Annotated in this window: 15 protein-coding genes; 6 read left to right on the forward strand and 9 right to left on the reverse strand. The window is 71.0% G+C overall.

Annotated elements, in window-relative coordinates; genetic code table 11:
• Window positions 1-10: 10 nt before the first annotated feature.
• Together ACIBJH_RS31605 and ACIBJH_RS31610 are read right to left on the reverse strand one after the other, a co-directional pair.
• Entirely contained in the window at window positions 11-1,654 is a 1,644-nt protein-coding gene (locus ACIBJH_RS31605; protein WP_399120302.1) for an ABC-F family ATP-binding cassette domain-containing protein, read from the reverse strand.
• A gap of 48 nt (window positions 1,655-1,702) precedes the next feature.
• Window positions 1,703-2,728 (reverse strand): oxidoreductase, encoded by a 1,026-nt coding sequence (locus ACIBJH_RS31610; RefSeq protein WP_399120475.1) that lies wholly within the window; start codon window positions 2,726-2,728, stop codon window positions 1,703-1,705.
• An 84-nt stretch (window positions 2,729-2,812) separates the two neighbouring features.
• On the opposite strand from ACIBJH_RS31610, the gene ACIBJH_RS31615 reads away from it, so the two are divergent.
• The gene (locus ACIBJH_RS31615) at window positions 2,813-3,772 is read left to right on the forward strand and encodes an FAD-dependent oxidoreductase (protein WP_399120303.1); all 960 of its coding nucleotides are present in this window, start codon (window positions 2,813-2,815) and stop codon (window positions 3,770-3,772) included.
• A gap of 69 nt (window positions 3,773-3,841) precedes the next feature.
• Here ACIBJH_RS31615 and ACIBJH_RS31620 read toward each other — a convergent pair whose 3' ends face one another.
• Entirely contained in the window at window positions 3,842-5,794 is a 1,953-nt protein-coding gene (locus ACIBJH_RS31620; protein ID WP_399120304.1) for a Xaa-Pro dipeptidyl-peptidase, read from the reverse strand.
• Window positions 5,795-6,026: 232 nt separating this feature from the next.
• On the opposite strand from ACIBJH_RS31620, the gene ACIBJH_RS31625 reads away from it, so the two are divergent.
• Complete coding sequence (locus tag ACIBJH_RS31625; RefSeq protein WP_399120305.1) at window positions 6,027-7,514, forward strand: M1 family metallopeptidase; 1,488 nt, start codon at window positions 6,027-6,029, stop codon at window positions 7,512-7,514.
• A 69-nt stretch (window positions 7,515-7,583) separates the two neighbouring features.
• Here ACIBJH_RS31625 and ACIBJH_RS31630 read toward each other — a convergent pair whose 3' ends face one another.
• Entirely contained in the window at window positions 7,584-8,495 is a 912-nt protein-coding gene (locus tag ACIBJH_RS31630; RefSeq protein ID WP_399120306.1) for a PfkB family carbohydrate kinase, read from the reverse strand.
• An 81-nt stretch (window positions 8,496-8,576) separates the two neighbouring features.
• Complete coding sequence (locus tag ACIBJH_RS31635; RefSeq protein WP_399120307.1) at window positions 8,577-9,056, reverse strand: macro domain-containing protein; 480 nt, start codon at window positions 9,054-9,056, stop codon at window positions 8,577-8,579.
• 97 nt (window positions 9,057-9,153) lie between these two features.
• On the opposite strand from ACIBJH_RS31635, the gene ACIBJH_RS31640 reads away from it, so the two are divergent.
• Window positions 9,154-9,876: a MerR family transcriptional regulator gene (locus ACIBJH_RS31640; protein WP_399120308.1), complete on the forward strand. Its 723-nt coding sequence runs from the start codon at window positions 9,154-9,156 to the stop codon at window positions 9,874-9,876.
• Here ACIBJH_RS31640 and ACIBJH_RS31645 read toward each other — a convergent pair.
• The gene (locus ACIBJH_RS31645; protein ID WP_399120309.1) at window positions 9,853-10,578 is read right to left on the reverse strand and encodes an SDR family NAD(P)-dependent oxidoreductase; all 726 of its coding nucleotides are present in this window, start codon (window positions 10,576-10,578) and stop codon (window positions 9,853-9,855) included. The genes ACIBJH_RS31640 and ACIBJH_RS31645 overlap by 24 nt on opposite strands.
• Before the next feature lie 137 nt (window positions 10,579-10,715).
• On the opposite strand from ACIBJH_RS31645, the gene ACIBJH_RS31650 reads away from it, so the two are divergent.
• The 3 genes from ACIBJH_RS31650 (at window position 10,716) to ACIBJH_RS31660 (ending at window position 14,404) form a co-directional block, all read left to right on the forward strand.
• Window positions 10,716-11,762, forward strand: a complete 1,047-nt coding sequence (locus ACIBJH_RS31650; RefSeq protein WP_399120310.1) for an ABC transporter permease — start codon at window positions 10,716-10,718, stop codon at window positions 11,760-11,762.
• Window positions 11,763-11,865: 103 nt separating this feature from the next.
• Window positions 11,866-12,930: a sugar ABC transporter substrate-binding protein gene (locus ACIBJH_RS31655; protein WP_399120311.1), complete on the forward strand. Its 1,065-nt coding sequence runs from the start codon at window positions 11,866-11,868 to the stop codon at window positions 12,928-12,930.
• A 1-nt stretch (window position 12,931) separates the two neighbouring features.
• Window positions 12,932-14,404 (forward strand): sugar ABC transporter ATP-binding protein, encoded by a 1,473-nt coding sequence (locus ACIBJH_RS31660; RefSeq protein WP_399120312.1) that lies wholly within the window; start codon window positions 12,932-12,934, stop codon window positions 14,402-14,404.
• A 236-nt stretch (window positions 14,405-14,640) separates the two neighbouring features.
• On the opposite strand, the gene ACIBJH_RS31665 is transcribed toward ACIBJH_RS31660, so the two are convergent.
• From ACIBJH_RS31665 to ACIBJH_RS31675, 3 genes are all read right to left on the reverse strand, one after another.
• Window positions 14,641-15,381, reverse strand: coding sequence for an IclR family transcriptional regulator (locus tag ACIBJH_RS31665; RefSeq protein WP_399120313.1), 741 nt, complete (start codon window positions 15,379-15,381; stop codon window positions 14,641-14,643).
• An 80-nt stretch (window positions 15,382-15,461) separates the two neighbouring features.
• Entirely contained in the window at window positions 15,462-17,093 is a 1,632-nt protein-coding gene (locus ACIBJH_RS31670; RefSeq protein WP_399120314.1) for a thiamine pyrophosphate-binding protein, read from the reverse strand.
• A 106-nt stretch (window positions 17,094-17,199) separates the two neighbouring features.
• Window positions 17,200-19,377, reverse strand: a complete 2,178-nt coding sequence (locus ACIBJH_RS31675) for a 3-hydroxyacyl-CoA dehydrogenase NAD-binding domain-containing protein (protein WP_399120315.1) — start codon at window positions 19,375-19,377, stop codon at window positions 17,200-17,202.
• Between the last annotated feature and the right edge of the window lie 37 nt (window positions 19,378-19,414).

The following is a 19,414-nucleotide window of genomic DNA, read 5'->3' on the forward strand; positions in this document are numbered from 1 at the left end:
TACCTGAGCCTCACCGCTGTTCGGTCACTTTCCCGTCCGCGACCTCCAACCGCCGAGTCACCTGAACCGCGTCCAGCATCCGCCGGTCATGCGTGACCAACAACAACGTGCCCTCATACGCGTCCAGCGCCGACTCCAACTGCTCGATCGCCGGCAGGTCCAGGTGGTTCGTCGGCTCGTCCAGAACCAGGAGGTTGACACCCCGGCCCTGGAGCAACGCCAGGGCCGAACGGGTCCGCTCGCCCGGTGACAGCGTCCCGGCCGGCCGCATCACGTGGTTCGCCTTGAGGCCGAACTTGGCGAGCAGCGTGCGGACTTCGGCCGGTTCCGTGTCCGGGACGGCCGCGCAGAACGCGTCGAGCAGGGACTCCGTGCCGTGGAACAACTGGCGCGCCTGGTCGACCTCGCCCACCAGGACACCCGAGCCGAGCGCCGCGTACCCCGCGTCCAAGGGGATACGGCCGAGCAGCGCAGCGAGAAGCGTCGACTTGCCCGCGCCGTTCGCGCCGGTGACCGCGACCCGGTCCGCCCAGTCGATCTGGAGGGACACGGGCCCGAAGCTGAAGTCACCCCGCCGTACCTCCGCGTCCCGCAACGTCGCGACGACCGCACCCGAGCGCGGCGCGGACGCGATCTCCATGCGCAGCTCCCACTCCTTGCGGGGCTCCTCGACGACGTCGAGGCGTTCGATCATGCGCTGGGTCTGCCGGGCCTTCGCGGCCTGCTTCTCGCTGGCCTCGCTGCGGAACTTGCGGCCGATCTTGTCGTTGTCGTTGTTCGCCTTGCGGCGGGCGTTCTTGACGCCCTTGTCCATCCAGCCGCGCTGCATCTGGGCCCGGTCCTGGAGCGCGGAGCGCTTGTCGGCGAACTCCTCGAAGTCGTCGCGGGCGTGCCGGCGGGCCACCTCCCGCTCCTCCAGATAGGCCTCATAGCCGCCGCCGTAGAGGTTGATCTGGTTCTGCGCCAGGTCGAGTTCGAGGACCTTGGTGACCGTGCGGGTGAGGAACTCGCGGTCGTGCGAGACGACGACCGTGCCGGCGCGGAGGCCGGAGACGAAGCGTTCGAGGCGTTCCAGGCCGTCGAGGTCCAGGTCGTTGGTGGGCTCGTCGAGGAGGAAGACGTCGTAGCGGGAGAGGAGGAGGGAGGCCAGGCCCGCTCGCGCCGCCTGGCCGCCGGACAGGGAGGTCATCGGCTGGTCGAGGTCGATGGTGAGGCCGAGGGTGTCGGTGATCTCCTCGGCGCGTTCGTCGAGGTCGGCGCCGCCGAGGTCGAGCCAGCGCTCCAGGCTCGTCGAGTAGGCGTCGTCGGCGCCGGGTGCGCCGTCGACCAGGGCCTGGGTGGCCTCGTCCATCGTGCGCTGGGCCTCGGCGACGCCGGTGCGGCGGGCCAGGAACTCGCGCACGCTCTCGCCCGGGCGGCGTTCCGGCTCCTGCGGGAGATGTCCTACGGTCGCGGCCGGCGGGGAGAGGCGCAGTTCGCCCTCCTCCGGTGCGAGCAGTCCGGCGAGCATCCTGAGGAGGGTGGACTTGCCGGCGCCGTTGGCACCGACGAGGCCGATCACGTCGCCGGGGGCGACGACGAGGTCGAGCCCGGTGAACAGGGCGCGGTCGCCGTGTCCGGCGGCGAGATTCTTGGCGACGAGAGTGGCAGTCATCAGACCGCCGATCCTAATCGGTCCCCTTCCCGGCCCGTGCCGCGCGTTTCAGCGCGCCATCGGCGCCACCAGCACGCTCCCCGTGGTGCGGGCCACGACGAAGGACTCGCCCTTCACGGCTTTGGCGTCGAGGGCGATGCGGTGGCGGCCGGGTTCCAGGACGCCGTCGAAGACGTCCTGGGTGTGACCGCGGTGGAGGCGGTCGAGGCGGTACGCGGTGACGCGTACCCGGCACGGGGAGGTGACCTCGATGCCCGCCTCGCCGTCGGCGGCGACCAGCCGGGTCAGCCGGTGCTGCTCCGACGGGCGGCGGTCCAGGGCGTGTTCGATCTGGGCGACGAGGAGCGGGACGACGGGGGCGAGGCCGTCGACGTAGGCGACCTCGACTCCCGCACGGTCGAACGCGGCGCGTACGGCGGCGCGTTCGTCCTCGGTGACGGCGCGGCCGAAGGCTACGGCGCCGTAGCCGCGGAGTTCGTCGGCGGGGACGTGGGTGGCGTCGCCGGTGATCTCTGCGCCGATGCCGATGGCGCGGAGGGCGGCGGCGAGCTTGTTGAGGACGGCGACGCGGGCGCCGATGAGGAGGACGCGGCGTGTGGCGGCCGGGGGCTCGGTGCCGTCGATGAGGGCGTCGAGGGCGGCGCGGTACTCGGTGCCGGCGAAGCGGAAGGGCCCTATGCCGTGGTAGCCGTTGCGCTCCAGGTCGGCGTGTTCGTCGGTCTGCCAGGCGAAGTCGCGCCAGATGTAGTCGGTGCCGTCCTGTTCGATGACGGCGGTGACGGCGCCGCAGGCCAGGTCCGCGCACTCGGGGCAGCCGTAGATGATGTGGCGTCCGCCTTCCAGGGGTGGGTCCGTCTCCAGGAGGAGGCTGCGGACCTGGGCGGTGAAGATCGCGGGCGGGATGTCGGAGGCGAGCGGGGAGACGGCGTCCAGGTCGGCGAGCCGGAAGAGCAGTGGGCGGCCGTCGACGAGGAAGTCGACGAAGTCGCGGTGCGCCTGGTAGCCGCCGTCCGCGAGGACTTCACCGGCGCGCATCGCCGGTGCCAGGCCGAAGGCCGCGTACGCGGCGGACATCGCGTGTTCGGCAGACATGCTGTGAGTATCCCCAGCATGTGGCCGGTGTGAGCACGGCATGGTGCATTCCGCTACCGTCCGCGCATGGAGAGCGGTGTGAGTGGCGAAGTCATCGTGGTCGGCGGGGGCGTCATCGGGCTGACGACGGCCGTCGTGCTGGCCGAGAGCGGTGCCCGGGTCCGGGTGTGGACGCGTGAGAGCGTCGAGCTGACGACCTCGGCGGTCGCGGGCGCGCTGTGGTGGCCGTACCGCATCGAGCCGGAGGCGCTCGTCGGCGAGTGGGCGCTCCAATCGCTCGGTGTGTACGAGGAGTTGGCGGCGCGGCCCGAGGAGACGGGCGTACGCATGGTCGAGGGTGTACAGGGCGGGACACGGCTGGACGAGCTGGGGCCGTGGGCGCGCCGGGTGCCGGGGCTGCGCGAGGCGCGGGCCGAGGAGTTCGCGGGCGGCGGGCTGTGGGCACGGCTGCCGCTGATCGACATGTCGACCCATCTGCCGTGGCTGCGGGAGCGGTTCCTGCGGGCGGGCGGGACCGTCGAGGAGGCCTCGGTGACGGACCTCACCGAGGTGCCGGCGCCCGTCGTGGTCAACTGCACCGGGCTGGACTCCCTGGACCTGGTGCCCGACCGTTCGATGCGGCCCGTGCGTGGTCAGTTGGTCGTGGTGGAGAACCCTGGGATCACGACCTGGTTCACGTCGGTCGACCACACGGCGGACACGTCCACGTACTTCTTCCCGCAGCCGGGCGGACTGATCCTGGGCGGCACGGCCGAGGACGGCGCCTGGTCGATGACCCCGGACCCCGCGACCGCCGAGGCGATCATCGCCCGCTGCGCGGCGGTCCGGCCGGAGATCGCCGACGCCCGGGTCCTGGAGCACCGGGTGGGCCTGCGTCCGACGCGGCCCGCGGTACGGCTGGAGCGTCAAGTGCTGCGGGGCGGGCGGGTGTTGGTGCACAACTACGGTCACGGCGGGGCCGGGATCACGGTGGCGTGGGGGTGCGCGGAGGAGGCCGCGGAGTTGGTACGACTGCGGCTGGGCTGAGCCTCACCTGTCTGCCCGGAGCGGGGCGGCGGAGTGTGTTCGCGCCGCTGCCCCGCTCCGGGTCGGTGATCAGTTGCCCGGTACCCGCTGGGCGGCGGAACGGGGTGCCCGTACGCCGTCGAGGGTCGTGGCCGTGGGTACCGTGGTCCTGACTCCCGCCGTGGCCTTCGCGAACGCCGACGCCCCGCCGACGAGCGGGAGTTGGGCCGACGTGCGGGACAGGGTCACGGTGAGGGTCGGGGTGGTGGACGGCGGGTCGATGAGGTCCCGGTCCGTGCCCGCGACGATCAGGGCGAGGCGGTGCCCGGCCGGGACTACGTGATCGGTCGCCGCCAGGTCGAGCGTGATGGTGTACGCCTTGCCGGGGGTGAGCGGTACGCCCTTCGTGGCGGAGGCGTAGTTGCCGAGGTCGGCCCAGCCGCGGCTGAAGACGTTGTAGTCGACTGCCGTGGTTTTGGCCTGGGTTGCGAGGAAGCAGGCGCTGTCACCCGCCGCACTCTCGCCCCAGCAGGTGCGGTTGGTGAGCGTGGTGATGCCCTCCGCCGAGTCGGCGTAGTCGCGGATGGTGTCGGGGCCCAGGTCGACCAGGACGGCGGAGAGATGGGCCGTGGCGGTGGTGGGGGTCGCCGTGATCGTCACCTTCGAGGAACCCGACAGACGCAGGTCCTTCTTGAGTGGTCCGGTGACGAAACCGGCCTTGTCCGCCGTCGACCTGTCGATCGCGGCGGCCCAGTCGGTCTCGCTCTCCTGCGGGTTGTCGGTGAACTTCTCGGTCCCGGTGCCCGTGGTGAGCCCGAGCGTGCCGACGCCGGCCTGGGTGCCCTGCGCCGGGTGGAGGGTCGTGGTCGCGGTACCGCTCGGCGGCCAGACCTTCGACGTCTCCCACTGGTCGGGGTGGCGTTCGACGTCGGCCATCGGCTGGCGGTCGATTCCGTTGTCGTAGCCGAGGAGTTCATGGTCGAACCAGCGGTGCAGGGTGTCGACCCAGGCGTCGCGGCGGTAGTCGAAGGGGTCGACGTGGCCGGTCTGGGAGAGCCAGATCTTGCGCTCGACGCCGTTCTTCGCGAGGGCGTCCCACCACTGGCCGAAGTTCTTGGTGCGGACGTTGAGGTCCTGCAGCCCGTGCACGAGGAAGACGCTGGCCTTGACCTTGCTCGTGTCCTTCACGTAGTCGCGCTCGGTCCAGAACGGCGTCCAGTCGCCGGTGCGCGGGGCCCCGTCGACGATCTTCTGCTGGACGGCGGCGCACTTGGCCTGTGCGTCGGGGCTCTCGACCACGTTGGACAGCCAGTCGGGGCCGGAGTCGTAGAGCGGGGCGCCCTTGGCGAAGTAGTAGTCGTACCAGGAGGAGATGGCGCTGATCGGGACGATCGTCTTCAGGCCTTTGACGCCGGTGGCGGCGACACCGTTGGCAATGGTGCCGTCCCAGCTCTTGCCGATCATTCCGGTCTTGCCGTTGGTCCAACTCGCCTGCGTACGAACGGTTCCGGTCCGTGTGGTGTACGCCTTCGCGCGGCCGTTCAGCCAGTCGACCACGGCCTTCGCGGACTGGATGTCGGAGCGGCCGCCTACGTCGACGCAGCCGTCGGAGCGGTTGGTGCCGGCGAGGTCGACGCCGACGAAGGCGTAGCCGCGCGGCACGAAGTAGTTGTCGTAGAACAGCGGCATCTGGACAACGTTGCCGCTCGCGTCGTACGTCTTCAGCTGGCTCTCGTTGCCGCGTCCGCAGCAGGAGTAGTAGGGGCTGGCGTCCATGATGACGGGGACTTTGCGGCCCTCGCGGGCGGGTTCGCTCGGCCGGACGATGTCGACGGCGACCCGGTCGGTCTTCCCGTCGCCGTCGCCGTCGAGTCCGGTGTCCACCCAGACGGCCTCGCGGATCGCGTTCGCGTAGGAGTAGACGGGTTGGCTTTCCTGCGGGGCGCTCTGAGCCACTGCCGGGGTGAGGAAGGTGGCGAGGAGGGCGGCGGTCGCCGCCGTCGCGAGCGATCTCCAGATCGTGAAGCGCGTGCGTTTCGGCATGCGCGGACGGTACATCGGTCAACTCCCGTGCAGGAAGAGGCACTCGGAGTCATGTCGGCCGAATGGCGATCGTGTGACAGGAGGTGCCGTGGACAGGCATGGGGGCACAGGGACTGAATAGCCTTTGAACAGACTGAAGACCGAGCGGACCCTACGGCTCTTCGGCGCTTCGACCTTCGTGGACCCCCACGGCTCTTCGGCCTTCCGTGGAGCCCTACGACTTGGAGTTCTCGTGCACCGCAGAATCATCGCGCCGGGAGCGCTCGCGGCGGCCTCCCTGCTGCTGGCGATCCCGGCCTCGGCGGCAAGCTACTCCCCCGGCGCTCCGGGTATCGGCGACCCCTACTACCCGGCCTACGGCAACGGCGGCTACGACGTCTCGCACTACGACCTCAGGCTTCAATACCAGCCCGCGACGGACGAGTTGGCGGGTACCGCCACCATCCTCGCCAGGACCACGCAGGATCTCTCGCGGTTCAACCTGGACTTCCTCCTCGACGTGAGCGAGGTGCGGGTCAACGGCGTGCAGGCCACCTTCGCGACCTCCGGCCAGCACGAGCTGGAGATCACCCCGAAGACCCCACTGCCGTCGGGCACGCCGATCACGGTCGTGGTCCGCTACAGCGGGGTGCCGTCCACGAAGAGCGCGTACGGCTTCACCACCTGGCACCGCACTCCGGACGGCGCGGTCGCGGCCGACGAGCCCGAGTCGGCGTGGTGGTGGTTCCCCAGCAACGACCACCCCAGCGACAAGGCGACCTACGACGTGTCGGTGGCCGTACCGAACGGCACCCAGGCCATCTCCAACGGCACGCTCCAGTCGACGAGTTCACAGCTCGGCTGGACCCGCTACAACTGGCGGGAGAACAAGCCGCAGGCCACCTATCTGGCCACGCTCGCGCTCGGGAAGTTCGACATCACGACCAGCACCTCGGAGGGCGGCGTCCCGGTCGTCAACGCCTACAGCAAGGACCTCGGCGACAACGACGGGTCCGCGCGGGCGAGCGTGGAGCGGACCGGGGAGATCGTCGACTGGCTGAGCGGCTACTTCGGCCCGTATCCCTTCAGCAACGCCGGCGGGTATGTGCCCAACACGACCACCGGGTACGCCCTGGAGACCCAGAGCCGCGTCTACTACAGCCCGAGGCAGTTCGCGAACGGCGCCAACACGTCGGTCGTCGTGCACGAGTTGGCCCACCAGTGGTACGGCGACGACGTGTCGCTGAAGGGCTGGAAGGACATCTGGATCAACGAGGGCTTCGCGCGCTACGCGCAGTGGCTGTGGTCCGAGCACGAGGGCGAGGGCACGGCGCAGCAACTCGCCGACTACGTCTACGCGTTGCACCCGGCCGACGACGCGTTCTGGACGATCGCGCCGGGCGACCCGGGTCCGGACGACCAGTTCGAGCTTCCGGTCTACGACCGGGGCGCGCTGGCCATCCAGGCCTTGCGCAACGAGGTCGGTGACGACGCGTTCTTCGCGATCCTGAAGGGCTGGCCGAAGGAGCACGCGTACGGCAACGCGTCCGTCCAGGACTTCCAGGCCTATGCCGAGCAGGTGTCGGGGAAGTCGTTGTCGGCGCTCTTCGACACGTGGCTGTTCGAGCCGACCAAGCCGGCGGCGCCTGCCGCGCGGGCCGCTTCCATCGCGAAGGCTTCCGTGGCTCCGGTGCAGCCGAAGTCGTGGAAGAAGATCGCGGCTACCAACGGCGTGCACTAAGCGTCTGCCGGGTTCGGTTGTATGGGGACTGCGGGCCGGTTGTGGCTGGGCGCGCAGTTCCCCGCGCCCCTAAGGGCGCGCTGTCCCTGCCCGTGTCAGGAGGTCGCCGCGGGTTATCGCCTCCGCCTCCGTCGACGGAATCGTGCAGGCGTGGGCGCCCGCGATCGTGCCGTACAACGCCGCGCGCTGTGGTGTCTCTCTGTTGAGCCAGCCGTAGAGGAAAGCCGCGGCGAAGGCGTCGCCCGCGCCGTTCGAGTCGATCGGTGGGGAGGGCGGGGTGACCGGTGGGATGTGGGTCACCTCGTCGTCGGCCAGCAGGTAGGCGCCCTTCGCTCCGGCCGTGGCGACGATCAGTTCGGCTCGGCCGTGCTCGGCGATGGCGCGCATCGTGCGCTCGGGAGTGTCGGTCAGCGCGGTGGTGGACAGGAAGACGATGTCCGCCGCGAGGGCGAACTCCTCCTGGTACGGGTTCTTGCCGTCCCAGTTGTGCAGGTCCGTCGAGATCGTCACGCCGGCCTCGCGCAGGGTGGGCAGCGCGTGGGAGCAGGGCTGGGTGATGGAGACGTGGGCGTGGCGGCTCGACTCGGCGAGGGCGCGGACCGTGGGTTCGGGCAGGCGGTCGTCGGGGTGGGCGCGGGTCGAGTCGTAGAGGGAGAGGCGCCGGCCGTCGGGGCTCACGAGATTGACCGCGCGCTTGGTGCCGGCGGGCCCGGGGACTTCGGTGAGCGGGATGCCGTGGTCGCGGTGGAACGCGCGGACCAGGTCGCCCTCCGGGTCGGCGCCGAGCAGGTCGAGGTGGTGGGTGCGCAGGCCGAGCGCGCTCAGGCCGAGGGCCACGAAGTCGCCGGTCTGACCGGCGCGGGTGGTGATGCCGGGGTCGATCATGTAGCTGTCGGCATACGGGAGCGGCAGTTCGGGGACGTGGACGATGGTGTCCACGCCGGCGCCTCCGAGGACGAGGACGTCGATGTCACGGCTCATGATCACGGCCTTCCCTGTGGTTGCGCAAGATTCTGCAACTCCTTTCAGTGCGGGGCAAGTTGGTTCGGGGATCGGCTCTGCTCAGTCCTCGTGGTCGTACACCGTCACCGCGATCCCTCTCCGTATCAGCCGCTCGGTGACGAGTGGTTCGACCCGTGACCACTTGCCGCCCGCTAGGCCGCAGCCGATGCGGGGCATGTGCACGGACGCGCCGAGTTGCGCCGAGCGGTCGGCCAGCAGGCCCAGGGCCGTGTCGATCGCCTCGTAGCGCACGGGGACGCCCTTGCTGCCCGTGCGTGTCCCCCGCTGGCCGATCATGTTGGCCACCCAGACGTAGCGCTCGACCTGGACGAACCGGACGGCGCCCAGTCCGAAGTCGTTGGCCGCGCGGGCGCGGTGCCAGGCCCGGTACTCCTTCTCCGGCTCGGGCCAGCGGCGGGACACGGCCAGCACGAAGCCTTTTCCCCAGCCTCCGATGTCGTTGCAGACATGCGCGATCACCTTGACGCCCTTGACCGACGGAACGGTCGCGTCACCCCGGACATAGTTGATCTCCCCCATGCCATCCACCGTAGACGGCACCACTGACAACGACCCTGGCGCCGACAACGGCCTTCAGTGGTTTCACAGCATTGGTGAGACAGCGATACTGCTGCGCATGACGACCGACACCGGGGAGCCGACGCCGCCGACGCTCACGATCGACGAACTGGCCGCACGGGCGGGCACCACGGTCCGCACGGTCCGGTTCTACGGCACGAAAGGGCTGCTGCCGCCCCCGGTGATCGGGGCCCGGCGGGTCGGGCACTACGGGCCGGAGCATCTGTCCCGGCTCGCGTTGATCGAGGAGTTGCAGCAGCAGGGCATGACGCTGGCGGCGATCGAGCGCTATGTGGCGCAACTGCCGCCGGACCTCAGCGCGCACGACCTCGCGATCCACCGCGCGGTGGTGGCGTCCTGGGCGCCGGACGGCACGGAGACCCTGGACCGGCGGGAGTTGGAGCAACGGGCCGGGCGGACACTCACCGAGGAGGACGTGGAACGGCTCGCCGCCATGGACGTGGTCCGGCCGGACGGCGCCGCGTACCGCGTCGACTGCGGTCTGCTGCGGCTCGGTGTGCGACTGCTCGACGTGCCGCTGTCCCAGGAGGCGATCCTCGCCGCGCGGAACGTACTGATCGAACACTCCCGTACGGCCGCCCACGAGTTGTCGCGGCTGTTTCGCGACGAGGTCTCCCAACGTGCCGCGCATGACGTGAAGTCGCTGTCCGAGCACATGCAACCCCTCGTGGTGCAGGCCCTCCTGACGGCCTTTCAGCGGTCACTGCGGGAGGAGCTCCAGCAGTGGCTCGGCGCCTCACAAGTAGGCGGATCCTCCTGACACGTTGAGGGTCTGCCCGGTCAGGAAGCCGCTGCCCTCGTCGACCACGTACAGCAGCGTCGAGACCAGGTCGGACGGCTGCTGGGTGCGCGGCACCACCTGCTGGTCGCGGACGTGCTCGAAGCCGCCGTCGGCGCCGACCGTCCGCTCGGCGGTCGCGGTGCGCACCATGCTGGGCGCGATCGCGTTGACGGTGATGTCGTACGGCCCGAGCGCCGCCGCGAGCGACCGGGTGAAGCCGATCAGGCCCATCTTCGAGGCGACGTACGGGACCATCGTGGGCGGTGCGGTGAGGACGGCGGCCGAGACGATGTTGACGACCCGGCCCCGGCCGGCGGCCTTCAGATACGGCAGGACCGCGCGGGTCAGCAGAAACGGGGCCTCCAGGTTGACTCGCATGACCCGGCGCCACTCCTCGGGCGTGATCTCCTCGAAGGGGCGCGACGGATAGACACCGGCGTTGTTGACCAGGACGTGCAGGGTGCCGAATCGGCCGATGAGACGGTCCAACGCCCGCTGGATCTGGGCCTCTTCGGTGACGTCGGCGATCAACTCCACGTAGTCCCGGACCTTTTCGGCGGTCTCCGGCTGCGGGACGAGGTCGAGTCCGGCGACCCGGTAGCCGTGCCCGGCGAGCGCGACGGCGAACTCCTGCCCGAGGCCCTGTGCCGCTCCGGTCACCAGGGCGGTACGCGTCTCCATGGGGCGAGTGTGACGATCCGTCAGGCGTCGGGCAAGAGCGCATTTCACTCGCTGAAACGCCCTGGTTGCCGCGCACGCCCGCTGGGCCCACCCTGCGTGACGACCCCAGCACCAGCCGCCTACGGGAGCCGTGCCCGATGACCGAGACCGAGCGTGCCGTGGACGACGCGGACGATGCGGACGACGCCGAGCGCGCCCGCGAACAGGGCGGCGGGCAGGGCCGGTTGACCCCGGCTCGGCGTCGCTGGGTCCGGGACGAGTTCGGTGTGCTGCTCGTGCTGGGGCTGCTGATCGCCGGGATCGGCATCCCGTACCCGGACTTCCTGGACACGGACAACCTCCTGTCCACCGCCCACAACTCCGTCTACATCTCGCTGATGGCGTGCGGCATGGTCTTCGCGCTGTCGATGCGCGAGGTCGATCTCTCGGTCGGCGGCAGCTACGCGATGTGCCTGGTCGTCGGGGCGCTGCTGGTGCGGGACGGCACCCCGCCGTGGCTCGCGGTGCCGGTGATGCTGGTCACCGGGATCGCGCTGGGCGTGTTCAACGCGCTGGTGACCACGCTGCTGGCGCTGCCGTCGTTCATCGTCACGCTGGGCACGCTGATGCTGTTCCGGGGCGTCGGTCTGGCCCTCGCCGACGGCAAGCAGATCACCGATCTCCCCCTGAACGACTCGTTCTTCACCTTCGCGGGCGGTGATCCCGGCGGGGTGCCGTTCGCCCTGTGGGTGCTGCTCGCCGTGATCGTCGTGCTGGCGGTCGTGCTGACCCGGACGCGCTTCGGGGCCCGGGTGCGGGCGATCGGGTCCAACCCCGACGCCGCCGCGTTCAGCGGCATCCCGGTCGTCCGCACCCGTATCCAGGCACTGGCCCTCTCCGGCCTCACCACGGCCTGCGCCGCCGCGCTCGCGCTCGCCTTCTACGGCGCCGGAGATCCAACTCTGGGCCAGGGCTACGAGTTGCAGGCGATCGCCGCGTGCATCATCGGCGGCACTCCGCTGGCCGGGGGCCGCGGCTCGGTGGTCGGCGCGGTGGCCGGGGCGATGATCCTGTCGGTCGTCGCCTCCGGCCTGGTCTTCTTCGAAGTACCCATCAACTGGACGTCGTTCGCGACCGGCGGGGTGATCCTCGTCGCCGTCGCGGCCGACAGCGCGCTGCGCCGCACCGGGCGCCGTCGCAAGTGAAATCCCCCGTGGTCCACCAAGTCCCCCTGGACCCGAACCCCTCTCTGCTCCCAGCCCCCCTCCGCTCCAAGTCCCCCTGTGGTCCAGCCTTTTGGAGGCCGTGATGCACCCCCGTTCACGTACGTGGTCCGCGGCGCTCGGCGCCCTGGTCCTGCTGGCCGCCGCGGGCTGCGGCAGCGGCGGCTCCGGAGGCAGCGGCGGCCGGCTGAAGATGGGGATCTCGGTCGCCAACATCTCCCTCAACTTCGCCCACGAGATGGTGCTCGGCGCACAGAGCGCGGCGAGCCACGCGGGGAAGGTCGACTTCAAGGCCGTAGGACCGCCCAACACGGACGGCCCGGCGGAGGCGCAGCTGTTCCAGAACCTCACCGCGGTCGCCAAGGACGGCATCGTCCTGGAGAACCTCGACCCGCCGATCTTCACCCGGCCCGCCGCCCGCGCCGTCGACCAGGGCATCCCGATCGTCGCCCTGGACACCTCGCCCACCGACGGCAGCAAGGTCGACTTCTATGTGGGCAACGACAATTACGCGCTCGGCGAGCTGATGGCGAAGGAGGCGCTGAAGCGGCTCGGCACCAACCCCAAGGGCCAGATCGTCATCGGCGTGCCCAACCCGGGGACACCGGTGCTGGACAACCGGGCCAAGGGCATCTCCGACACGTTCAAGAAGGAGGCGCCCGGCGTCAAGGTCCTGGGACCGTTCCAGACGTACAGCGATCCCGGCCAGAACTACAGCTCCTGGTCGGCGCAGGTGAACGCGCACCCGGACGCGCTCGCCTTCCTCGGTGTCGGTGACGCGGACAGCTACAACCTCGCCAAGATCAAGAAGGCCGAGCACGGCAAGTGGCTGACGGCCGGTTTCGACGTCGACCCGAAGACCCTGGACGCGGTGAAGGACGGGTCCAACTTCGTCACCATCGACCCGCAGCACTTCCTCAAGGGGTATCTGTCGACGGCGATGCTGATCGAGGCCGTACGCGACAAGAAGGGGAAGCTGCCCAGCGGTTGGTTCCTGTCCCCCGGCGGAGTCGTCGACTCGTCCAACATCGACGAGATCATCGCCCGGCAGAAGTCGGCGCAGGCGGCCTACGACTGGTACAAGCCGACGATCGACAAGCTCCTCGGCGACCAGGCGGCCAACCTCAAGCCGCTGAAGGACGCGCGCTGACATGGTCCACGACGACATCCTCGTGGCGGAGGGACTGGTCAAGTCCTACGGCGGGGTACGGGCGTTGGACGGCGCGTCGATCCGGCTGCGCGGCGGCGAGGTGCACGCGCTGGTCGGTGAGAACGGCGCCGGGAAGTCCACGCTGGTGCGCATCCTGTCGGGGACCCTGGGCGCGGACGGCGGGACCGTGCGGGCGGCCAAGGACACCCGGATCGCCGTCGTCTCCCAGGAGTTGAGCCTCTTTCCGGACCTCACCGTCCGCGAGAACCTCTTCCCGCAGCACCCGCCCCTGCGCCTGGGCCTGTTGGACCGCCGCGCCATGGACAGCGCGGCCCGGCCGATCCTCGCGGAACTCGGGCTCGACGTGGACCCGCGCACCGAACTGGGTGAACTGTCGCTGGCCGACCAGCAGTTGACCGAGATCGCGCGCGCTCTGCTACGACGCCCCGGGCTGCTGATCCTCGACGAGCCCACCTCGGCACTCCCGGCCACCGCCGTCGACCGCCTCGAACGCGTCCTGCGCACACTGACCGACCGAGGGATCGCCGTCCTGTACGTCTCCCACTTCCTGGACGAGGTGATGCGCTTCGCACGGCGGGTGACGGTCCTGCGGGACGGGCGAGTCGTCCTGGCGGGCGTGGAACGGTCCAAGGTCGACGTACCGGAGCTGGTGTCGGCGATGCTGGGCGGCCGGCCGGAGCAACCGCCACGCCGGGAGAGGTCGTTGGTGGACCGGCCGCCGCCCGTGGTGCTCTCCGGGGTGACCGTGCCGGGGCGGCTGACCGATGTGACGTTCACCGTGCGGGCGGGCGAGGTGGTCGGGGTCGCGGGGCTCCAAGGGGCGGGCCATCTCGACGCGTTGGCGGTGGTGTGCGGGCGTACGGCGGTCTCCGGGGGCCGGGTGGACGTCGGCGGGCGGGGGTTGCCGCGCTCGCTGCGGGGCGCGGTGCGCGCGGGTGTCGCCTTCGTGCCGAGCGACCGTAAACGGTACGGGCTGATGGTGGACCGTACGGTGTGGGAGAACACCACGGCGGTCAGCTGGCTGGCGCTCGGCCTGGGCGGGTTCGCCCCCGCCCGCTCCGAACTCGTGCGCCGTACGGCCGAGTTGACCGAGCGACTCCGACTGCGTGGCGGGCCCTACGACCTGGTCGCCCGGCTGTCCGGCGGCAACCAGCAGAAGGTCGTCTTCGCCAAGTGGCTCGCGACCGAACCGAAGATCGTCGTGCTGGACGATCCGACCCGGGGTGTCGACGTCGGCGTACGCGCCGAAATGCACCGCATCGTCGGCGAGTTGGCGGCGGGCGGCGCGGCCGTCCTGATCGCCTCGACCGACCTCGCGGAGCTGACGGAGGTGTGCGACCGGGTGCTGGTCTTCGTGCGCGGAAAGGTCACCGAGGAGGTGCGCGGGGAGCAGTTGACCGAGCACGGGCTGGCGGTGGCCGTGCAGCGGACGGGGGTGACGGCGTCGGACTGACAGGGGCCGGAAGTGACGGCGTCTGACCGACAGGGCCCGGAGGTCACGGCGTCTGACCGACAGGGCCCGGAGGTCACGGCGTCTGACCGACAGGGCCCGGAGACGGCCGCGTCACACCCGGCAGACTCCGGAGAGGGCCGGCGTCAAACCGACCAGCTCCGAAGACAGCCGCGCCAAACCGTCAGGGCCCGGAGACAGCCGAGCCGCCAGACCGACAGGCTCCGAAAACGGCCGCGTCAGACCGACAGGCTCCGCGTGATCGCCCGCGCCGCCGCGCACAGCCGGGCCCCGATGCGGTCCACGTCCAGGCGGCGGGTGCCGCCGGTGACGGAGATCGCGGCGATGGGGCGGGAGCCGCGGTCGGCGGCGTAGACGGGGGCCGCGACCGCCGAGATGCCGATCTCGGCCTCCTCCAGGTTGACGCCGTAGCCGCGGGCCCGGGTGAGGGCGAGGTCGCGGGCGAGCTGGCCGGGGAGGACGAGGGTGCGCGGGGTGAGGCGGGGCAGGGTGCGGCGGGGCGGGCGGGGGTCCTGGGCGAGGAAGACCTTGCCGGTGGCGGTGCAGTGGGCCGGGAGCCGGCCGCCGGTGCGGGAGACGATCGGGGTGGCGCGGCGGCCGGTGATCTTCTCCAGGAAGAGGGTGTCGGTGCCGTCCGGGACGGCGAGGTGCACGTTCTCATGGGTCGCCTCGTGCAGATCGCCCAGGTAGGGCAGCGCCGCGTCCCGCAACTCCCGTACGGACGGGGAGGATTGGCCGAGGACGAAGAGGGCGAGCCCGATGCGGTAGCTGCCGTCCGGCATACGTTCGACCAGGCCGAGGCGGACCAGTTCGCCGATCAGCCGGTGTGCCGTCGGTTTGGGCAGGCCGGTGCGCACGGCCAGTTCGGCGAGGGAGAGCGCGGTCCCGGCGTCGCCGCAGGCGCGGAGCAGCAACACCCCGCGTGCGAGTACCGACTTCGGCAACTGCCCGTCCGTCATGGACCGATGGTGGTCGCTCGCGCGCACGGGTGACAAGGTGTGGGTCACGGTGAGTCGCGACCGCAATCGAAGCGGTATCTCTACGAGGTGCGAAGCGGTACGTCGACGAGCATCGGGCACGTCAACTCGTCTACCCCGGCGACCAGTTCACGCAGGTGGTCCGCGCTCTCCGCCCGGACCGCGTCGACCCCGAAGAAGCGCGCGGCCAACGTGAAGTCCAGGGCGCCGAGTTCGGTGCCGGGGCAACTGCCGCTGCCGCCCATCGCCTTGTAGGTGTCCTGGAGAGTGCGGTAGCTGCCGTTGCCCATCACCACGAACAGCACCGGTACTTGCTGGCGCGCCGCGCTCCACAGTCCCTGGAGTCCGAAGAGCGCGCAGCCGTCCCCGAGGACCGAGACGACCGGCCGGCCCGGGTCGGCGAGCGAGCGGCCGACGGCGGCGCCGATGCCCCAGCCGAGGCCGCCGCCGACGGTGTGGGTGTAGCTGCCGGGCCGGTCGAGTCGTAGCAGCCGGCGGAGCAACAGGCCGACGGTGATGGCCTCTTCGACGACCACGGCGTCCGGCGGCAGTCCTCGTGCGACGGCGTGGGCGGCGGCCCAGGGGGCGAGAGGCGCGGCCGAGTAGGCGGCGCGGGCGGCGGACTCGGCGCGGGCCCGTTCGGCGGTGTGCCGTTCGCCGGCGTGCAGGACACGGGCCTTCGCGGTGTGGTCGGGGACCTGTTCGCGCAACAGCTCGGCCAGGCGGTGCAGCGAGGGCGCGAGCGCGCCCACCAACCCCGCGTCGACGGGGAAGTTGCGGCCGATCTCGTCGGCGTCCGAGTCGAGCTGGACGACGGTGATGCCGGGCGGCAGGGCGGGCCCGGGGCTGTAGTGGTGGGGCGTGAAGGCGTGGGCGCCGACGATCAGGACGGTGTCGTACGGCGCGAGGGCGGTCCGGATCGCGTCGTGGCGGGGTGGCAGCATCCCGGCGTAAAGAGGGTGCGTGGCAGGGAAGTTGAGGCAGTCGGCCATCGGCTGGTGGTGGACGGTCGCCCCGCAGGCCTCGGCCGTACGGACGAGTGCGGCCACCGCGTCCTCGCGGCCCACTCCGTCCCCGGCGACGATCGCGGGGCGGGCCGCACCGCCGAGCAGCACGGCGGCCCGGTCGAGCCCGGCGGCGGGTCCCGGCCGGGGCGGCGGGGTGCGGGCGGGGACCTCGACCTCGGTGTCCTCGGTCAGCAGGTCCATGGGGAGGGACAGGAACACCGGCCCGGCGGGCGGCCGTTGGGCCTGCGCGAAGGCGCGGCGCAGCGCGAGGGGCAGGTCGCGGGCGTGCTGGATGTCGTACGTCGCCTTGGCCGCGGGCCGGGCGAGCCCGAGGAGGTCGCCGGAGAGCATGGGGTCCTGCTGGAGGTGGCGGCGGTCCTGCTGGCCGGCTGTGACGACGAGCGGGGTGCGCGAACGACGGGCGTTGAGCAGGCCGATGAGGCCGTTGGCGAGCCCGGCGGCGATGTGCAGGCTGACGAACGCGGGGCGGCCGGTGCCGCGCGCGTAGCCGTCGGCCATGGAGACGACGGCGCCCTCGTGCACGCCGAGGACGTACTCGGGGGCGTCCCCGGCCTCCGACAGGGCTGCCAGGAAAGGGAGTTCGGTGGTGCCGGGGTTGCCGAAGATCCGGTCCACGCCCTCGCCGCGCAGGATGTCGAGGAGGGCGAGGGCGGGGCGGTGACCCATGGGGGGCTCCTCGGGGGACGGGACCGTTGACCGGTTCGCCGGTCAGCGTCGGGGTCCCGTCCCCGTGAGGCAAGGGCAGCGTGTCGCTCAGCGATACGTCGACACGTCAGCGCGCGTCGGTGAACCGCTCGCCCTTCTCGGCCTTCTCGACGAGCAGCGCGGGCGGGGTGAACCGCTCCCCGTAGCGCTCGGCGAGCGCACGCGCGCGTGCCACGAAGCCGGGCAGGCCGCCGTCGTAGCCGTTGATGTACTGGAGGACACCGCCGGTCCAGCCGGGGAAGCCGATCCCGAAGATGGAGCCGATGTTGGCGTCCGCGACGGACGTCAGGACGCCCTCCTCAAGGAGCTTGACGGTGTCGAGCGCCTCGGAGAACAGCATGCGTTCCTGCATGTCTTCGAAGGGGATCTCGGCGCCCTCGCGGGTGAAGTGCTCGCGCAGGCCCGGCCACAGTCCGGTGCGCCTGCCGTCGTCGCCGTAGTCGTAGAAGCCCGCGCCGCCGCTGCGCCCGGTGCGGCCGAACTCGTCGACCATGCGGTCGATGACGGCCTCGGCGGGGTGCCCCGGCCAGGTGCCGCCCGCCTCCTCGACGGCCCGCTTCGACTCGTTGCGGATCTTGCGCGGGAGCGTGAGCGTCAACTCGTCCATCAGGGAGAGGACCTTGGCCGGGTAGCCCGCCTGTGCGGCGGCCTGCTCGATGGACGCGGGCTCGATGCCCTCGCCGACCATCGCGACGCCCTCGTTGATGAACTGGCCGATCACCCGTGAGGTGAAGAAGCCGCGCGAGTCGTTGACGACGATCGGGGTCTTCTTGATCTGCCGGACCAGGTCGAAGGCCCGCGCGAGGGCCTCGTCGCCGGTGCGCTCGCCCTTGATGATCTCGACGAGGGGCATCTTGTCGACCGGCGAGAAGAAGTGCAGCCCGATGAAGTCGACTTGACGCTCCACGCCTTCGGCGAGGGCGGTGATGGGGAGGGTGGAGGTGTTGGAGCAGAGCAGCGCGTCGGGCTCGACGATGTGCTGGATCTCCTGGAACACCTTGTGCTTCAGGGAGGTGTCCTCGAAGACGGCCTCGATCACCGCGTCGCAGCCCGCGAGGTGCTGCGGGTCGGCTGTGGGCGTGATGCGGGCGAGCAGCGCGTCCGCCTTCTCCTGGGTCGTACGACCGCGGGAGACGGCCTTGGCGCAGAGCTTCTCGGAGTAGGCCTTGCCCTTGGCCGCCGCCTCCGGAGTGACGTCCTTCAGGACGACGTCGATGCCCGCGCGGGCGCACGAGTAGGCGATGCCGGCACCCATCATCCCGGCGCCGAGGACGGCGACCTTGCGGACCGGGCGGGACTCGATGCCCTGGGGGCGGTTGGCGCCGGAGTTGACGGCCTGGAGGTCGAAGAAGAACGCCTGGATCATGTTCTTCGAGGTCTGCCCGGCGGCCAACTCGACGAAGTAGCGGGCCTCGATGAGCTGGGCGGTCTCGAAGTCGACCTGGGCGCCCTCGACGGCGGCGGCGAGGATGTTGCGCGGGGCCGGGTAGGGGGCGCCGTTGGTCTGCTTGCGCAGACTGGCCGGGAAGGCGGGCAGGTTGGCCGCGAACTTCGGGTTGGCCGGGGTGCCGCCCGGGATGCGGTAGCCGGGCTTGTCCCAGGGCTGCTGCGACTGCGGGTTGGCGTAGATGAAGGCGCGGGCCTTGGCGATCAACTCGTCCGGGGTGGCGGCCACTTCGTGGATGAGGCCGTTGTCCAGCGCGCGCCGGGGGCTGTACTGGGTGCCCTGGAGGAGCACCTTCAGCAGGGCGTCGGTGATGCCCAACAGCCGTACCGTACGGACGACTCCGCCGCCTCCGGGGAGCAGGCCGAGGGTGACCTCCGGGCAGCCGATCTTCGAGCCGGGGGCGTCGAGCGCGACGCGGTGGTGGCAGGCGAGGGCGAGTTCGTAACCGCCGCCCAGGGCCGCGCCGTTGAGCGCGGCGACGACCGGCTTGCCCAGGGTCTCGATGCGGCGCAGGTTGCGCTTGATGGCGAGGCCGCCGTCGAGCAACTCCTGGGCGGTGTCCGGGGTGACGCGGATCAGGTCGCGCAGGTCGCCGCCCGCGAAGAAGGTCTTCTTGGCGGACGTGAAGATGATGCCCCGGACGGACTCCTGCTCGGCCTCCAGGCGGTCGGTGACCGCGGCGAGGGAGTCGCGGAAGGCCGCGTTCATGGTGTTCGCGGACTGGTCGGGGTCGTCGAGGACGAGGGTGACGACACCGGTGTCGTCCTGTTCCCAGCGGATGGTGGTGCTCTCGGTCATGAGGGGGTTCTCCGTAGAAGTCTCTGCTGCCGCTGGG

This window comes from Streptomyces sp. NPDC050548 (genome assembly GCF_044457385.1).
GTDB lineage: Bacteria > Actinomycetota > Actinomycetes > Streptomycetales > Streptomycetaceae > Streptomyces.

Excerpts from the sequence above, each read along its gene's own strand:
- ACIBJH_RS31670 (WP_399120314.1), bottom strand. The coding sequence starts at position 17,093 with ATGGGTCACCGCCCCGCCCTCGCCCTCCTCGACATCCTGCGCGGCGAG.
- ACIBJH_RS31645 (WP_399120309.1), bottom strand. The coding sequence starts at position 10,578 with ATGGAGACGCGTACCGCCCTGGTGACCGGAGCGGCACAGGGCCTCGGG.
- ACIBJH_RS31635 (WP_399120307.1), bottom strand. The coding sequence starts at position 9,056 with ATGGGGGAGATCAACTATGTCCGGGGTGACGCGACCGTTCCGTCGGTC.
- ACIBJH_RS31655 (WP_399120311.1), top strand. The coding sequence starts at position 11,866 with ATGCACCCCCGTTCACGTACGTGGTCCGCGGCGCTCGGCGCCCTGGTC.
- ACIBJH_RS31660 (WP_399120312.1), top strand. The coding sequence starts at position 12,932 with ATGGTCCACGACGACATCCTCGTGGCGGAGGGACTGGTCAAGTCCTAC.
- ACIBJH_RS31610 (WP_399120475.1), bottom strand. The coding sequence starts at position 2,728 with ATGTCCGCCGCGTACGCGGCCTTCGGCCTGGCACCGGCGATGCGCGCC.
- ACIBJH_RS31650 (WP_399120310.1), top strand. The coding sequence starts at position 10,716 with ATGACCGAGACCGAGCGTGCCGTGGACGACGCGGACGATGCGGACGAC.
- ACIBJH_RS31620 (WP_399120304.1), bottom strand. The coding sequence starts at position 5,794 with ATGCCGAAACGCACGCGCTTCACGATCTGGAGATCGCTCGCGACGGCG.
- ACIBJH_RS31605 (WP_399120302.1), bottom strand. The coding sequence starts at position 1,654 with ATGACTGCCACTCTCGTCGCCAAGAATCTCGCCGCCGGACACGGCGAC.
- ACIBJH_RS31615 (WP_399120303.1), top strand. The coding sequence starts at position 2,813 with ATGGAGAGCGGTGTGAGTGGCGAAGTCATCGTGGTCGGCGGGGGCGTC.
- ACIBJH_RS31640 (WP_399120308.1), top strand. The coding sequence starts at position 9,154 with ATGACGACCGACACCGGGGAGCCGACGCCGCCGACGCTCACGATCGAC.
- ACIBJH_RS31675 (WP_399120315.1), bottom strand. The coding sequence starts at position 19,377 with ATGACCGAGAGCACCACCATCCGCTGGGAACAGGACGACACCGGTGTC.
- ACIBJH_RS31665 (WP_399120313.1), bottom strand. The coding sequence starts at position 15,381 with ATGACGGACGGGCAGTTGCCGAAGTCGGTACTCGCACGCGGGGTGTTG.
- ACIBJH_RS31630 (WP_399120306.1), bottom strand. The coding sequence starts at position 8,495 with ATGAGCCGTGACATCGACGTCCTCGTCCTCGGAGGCGCCGGCGTGGAC.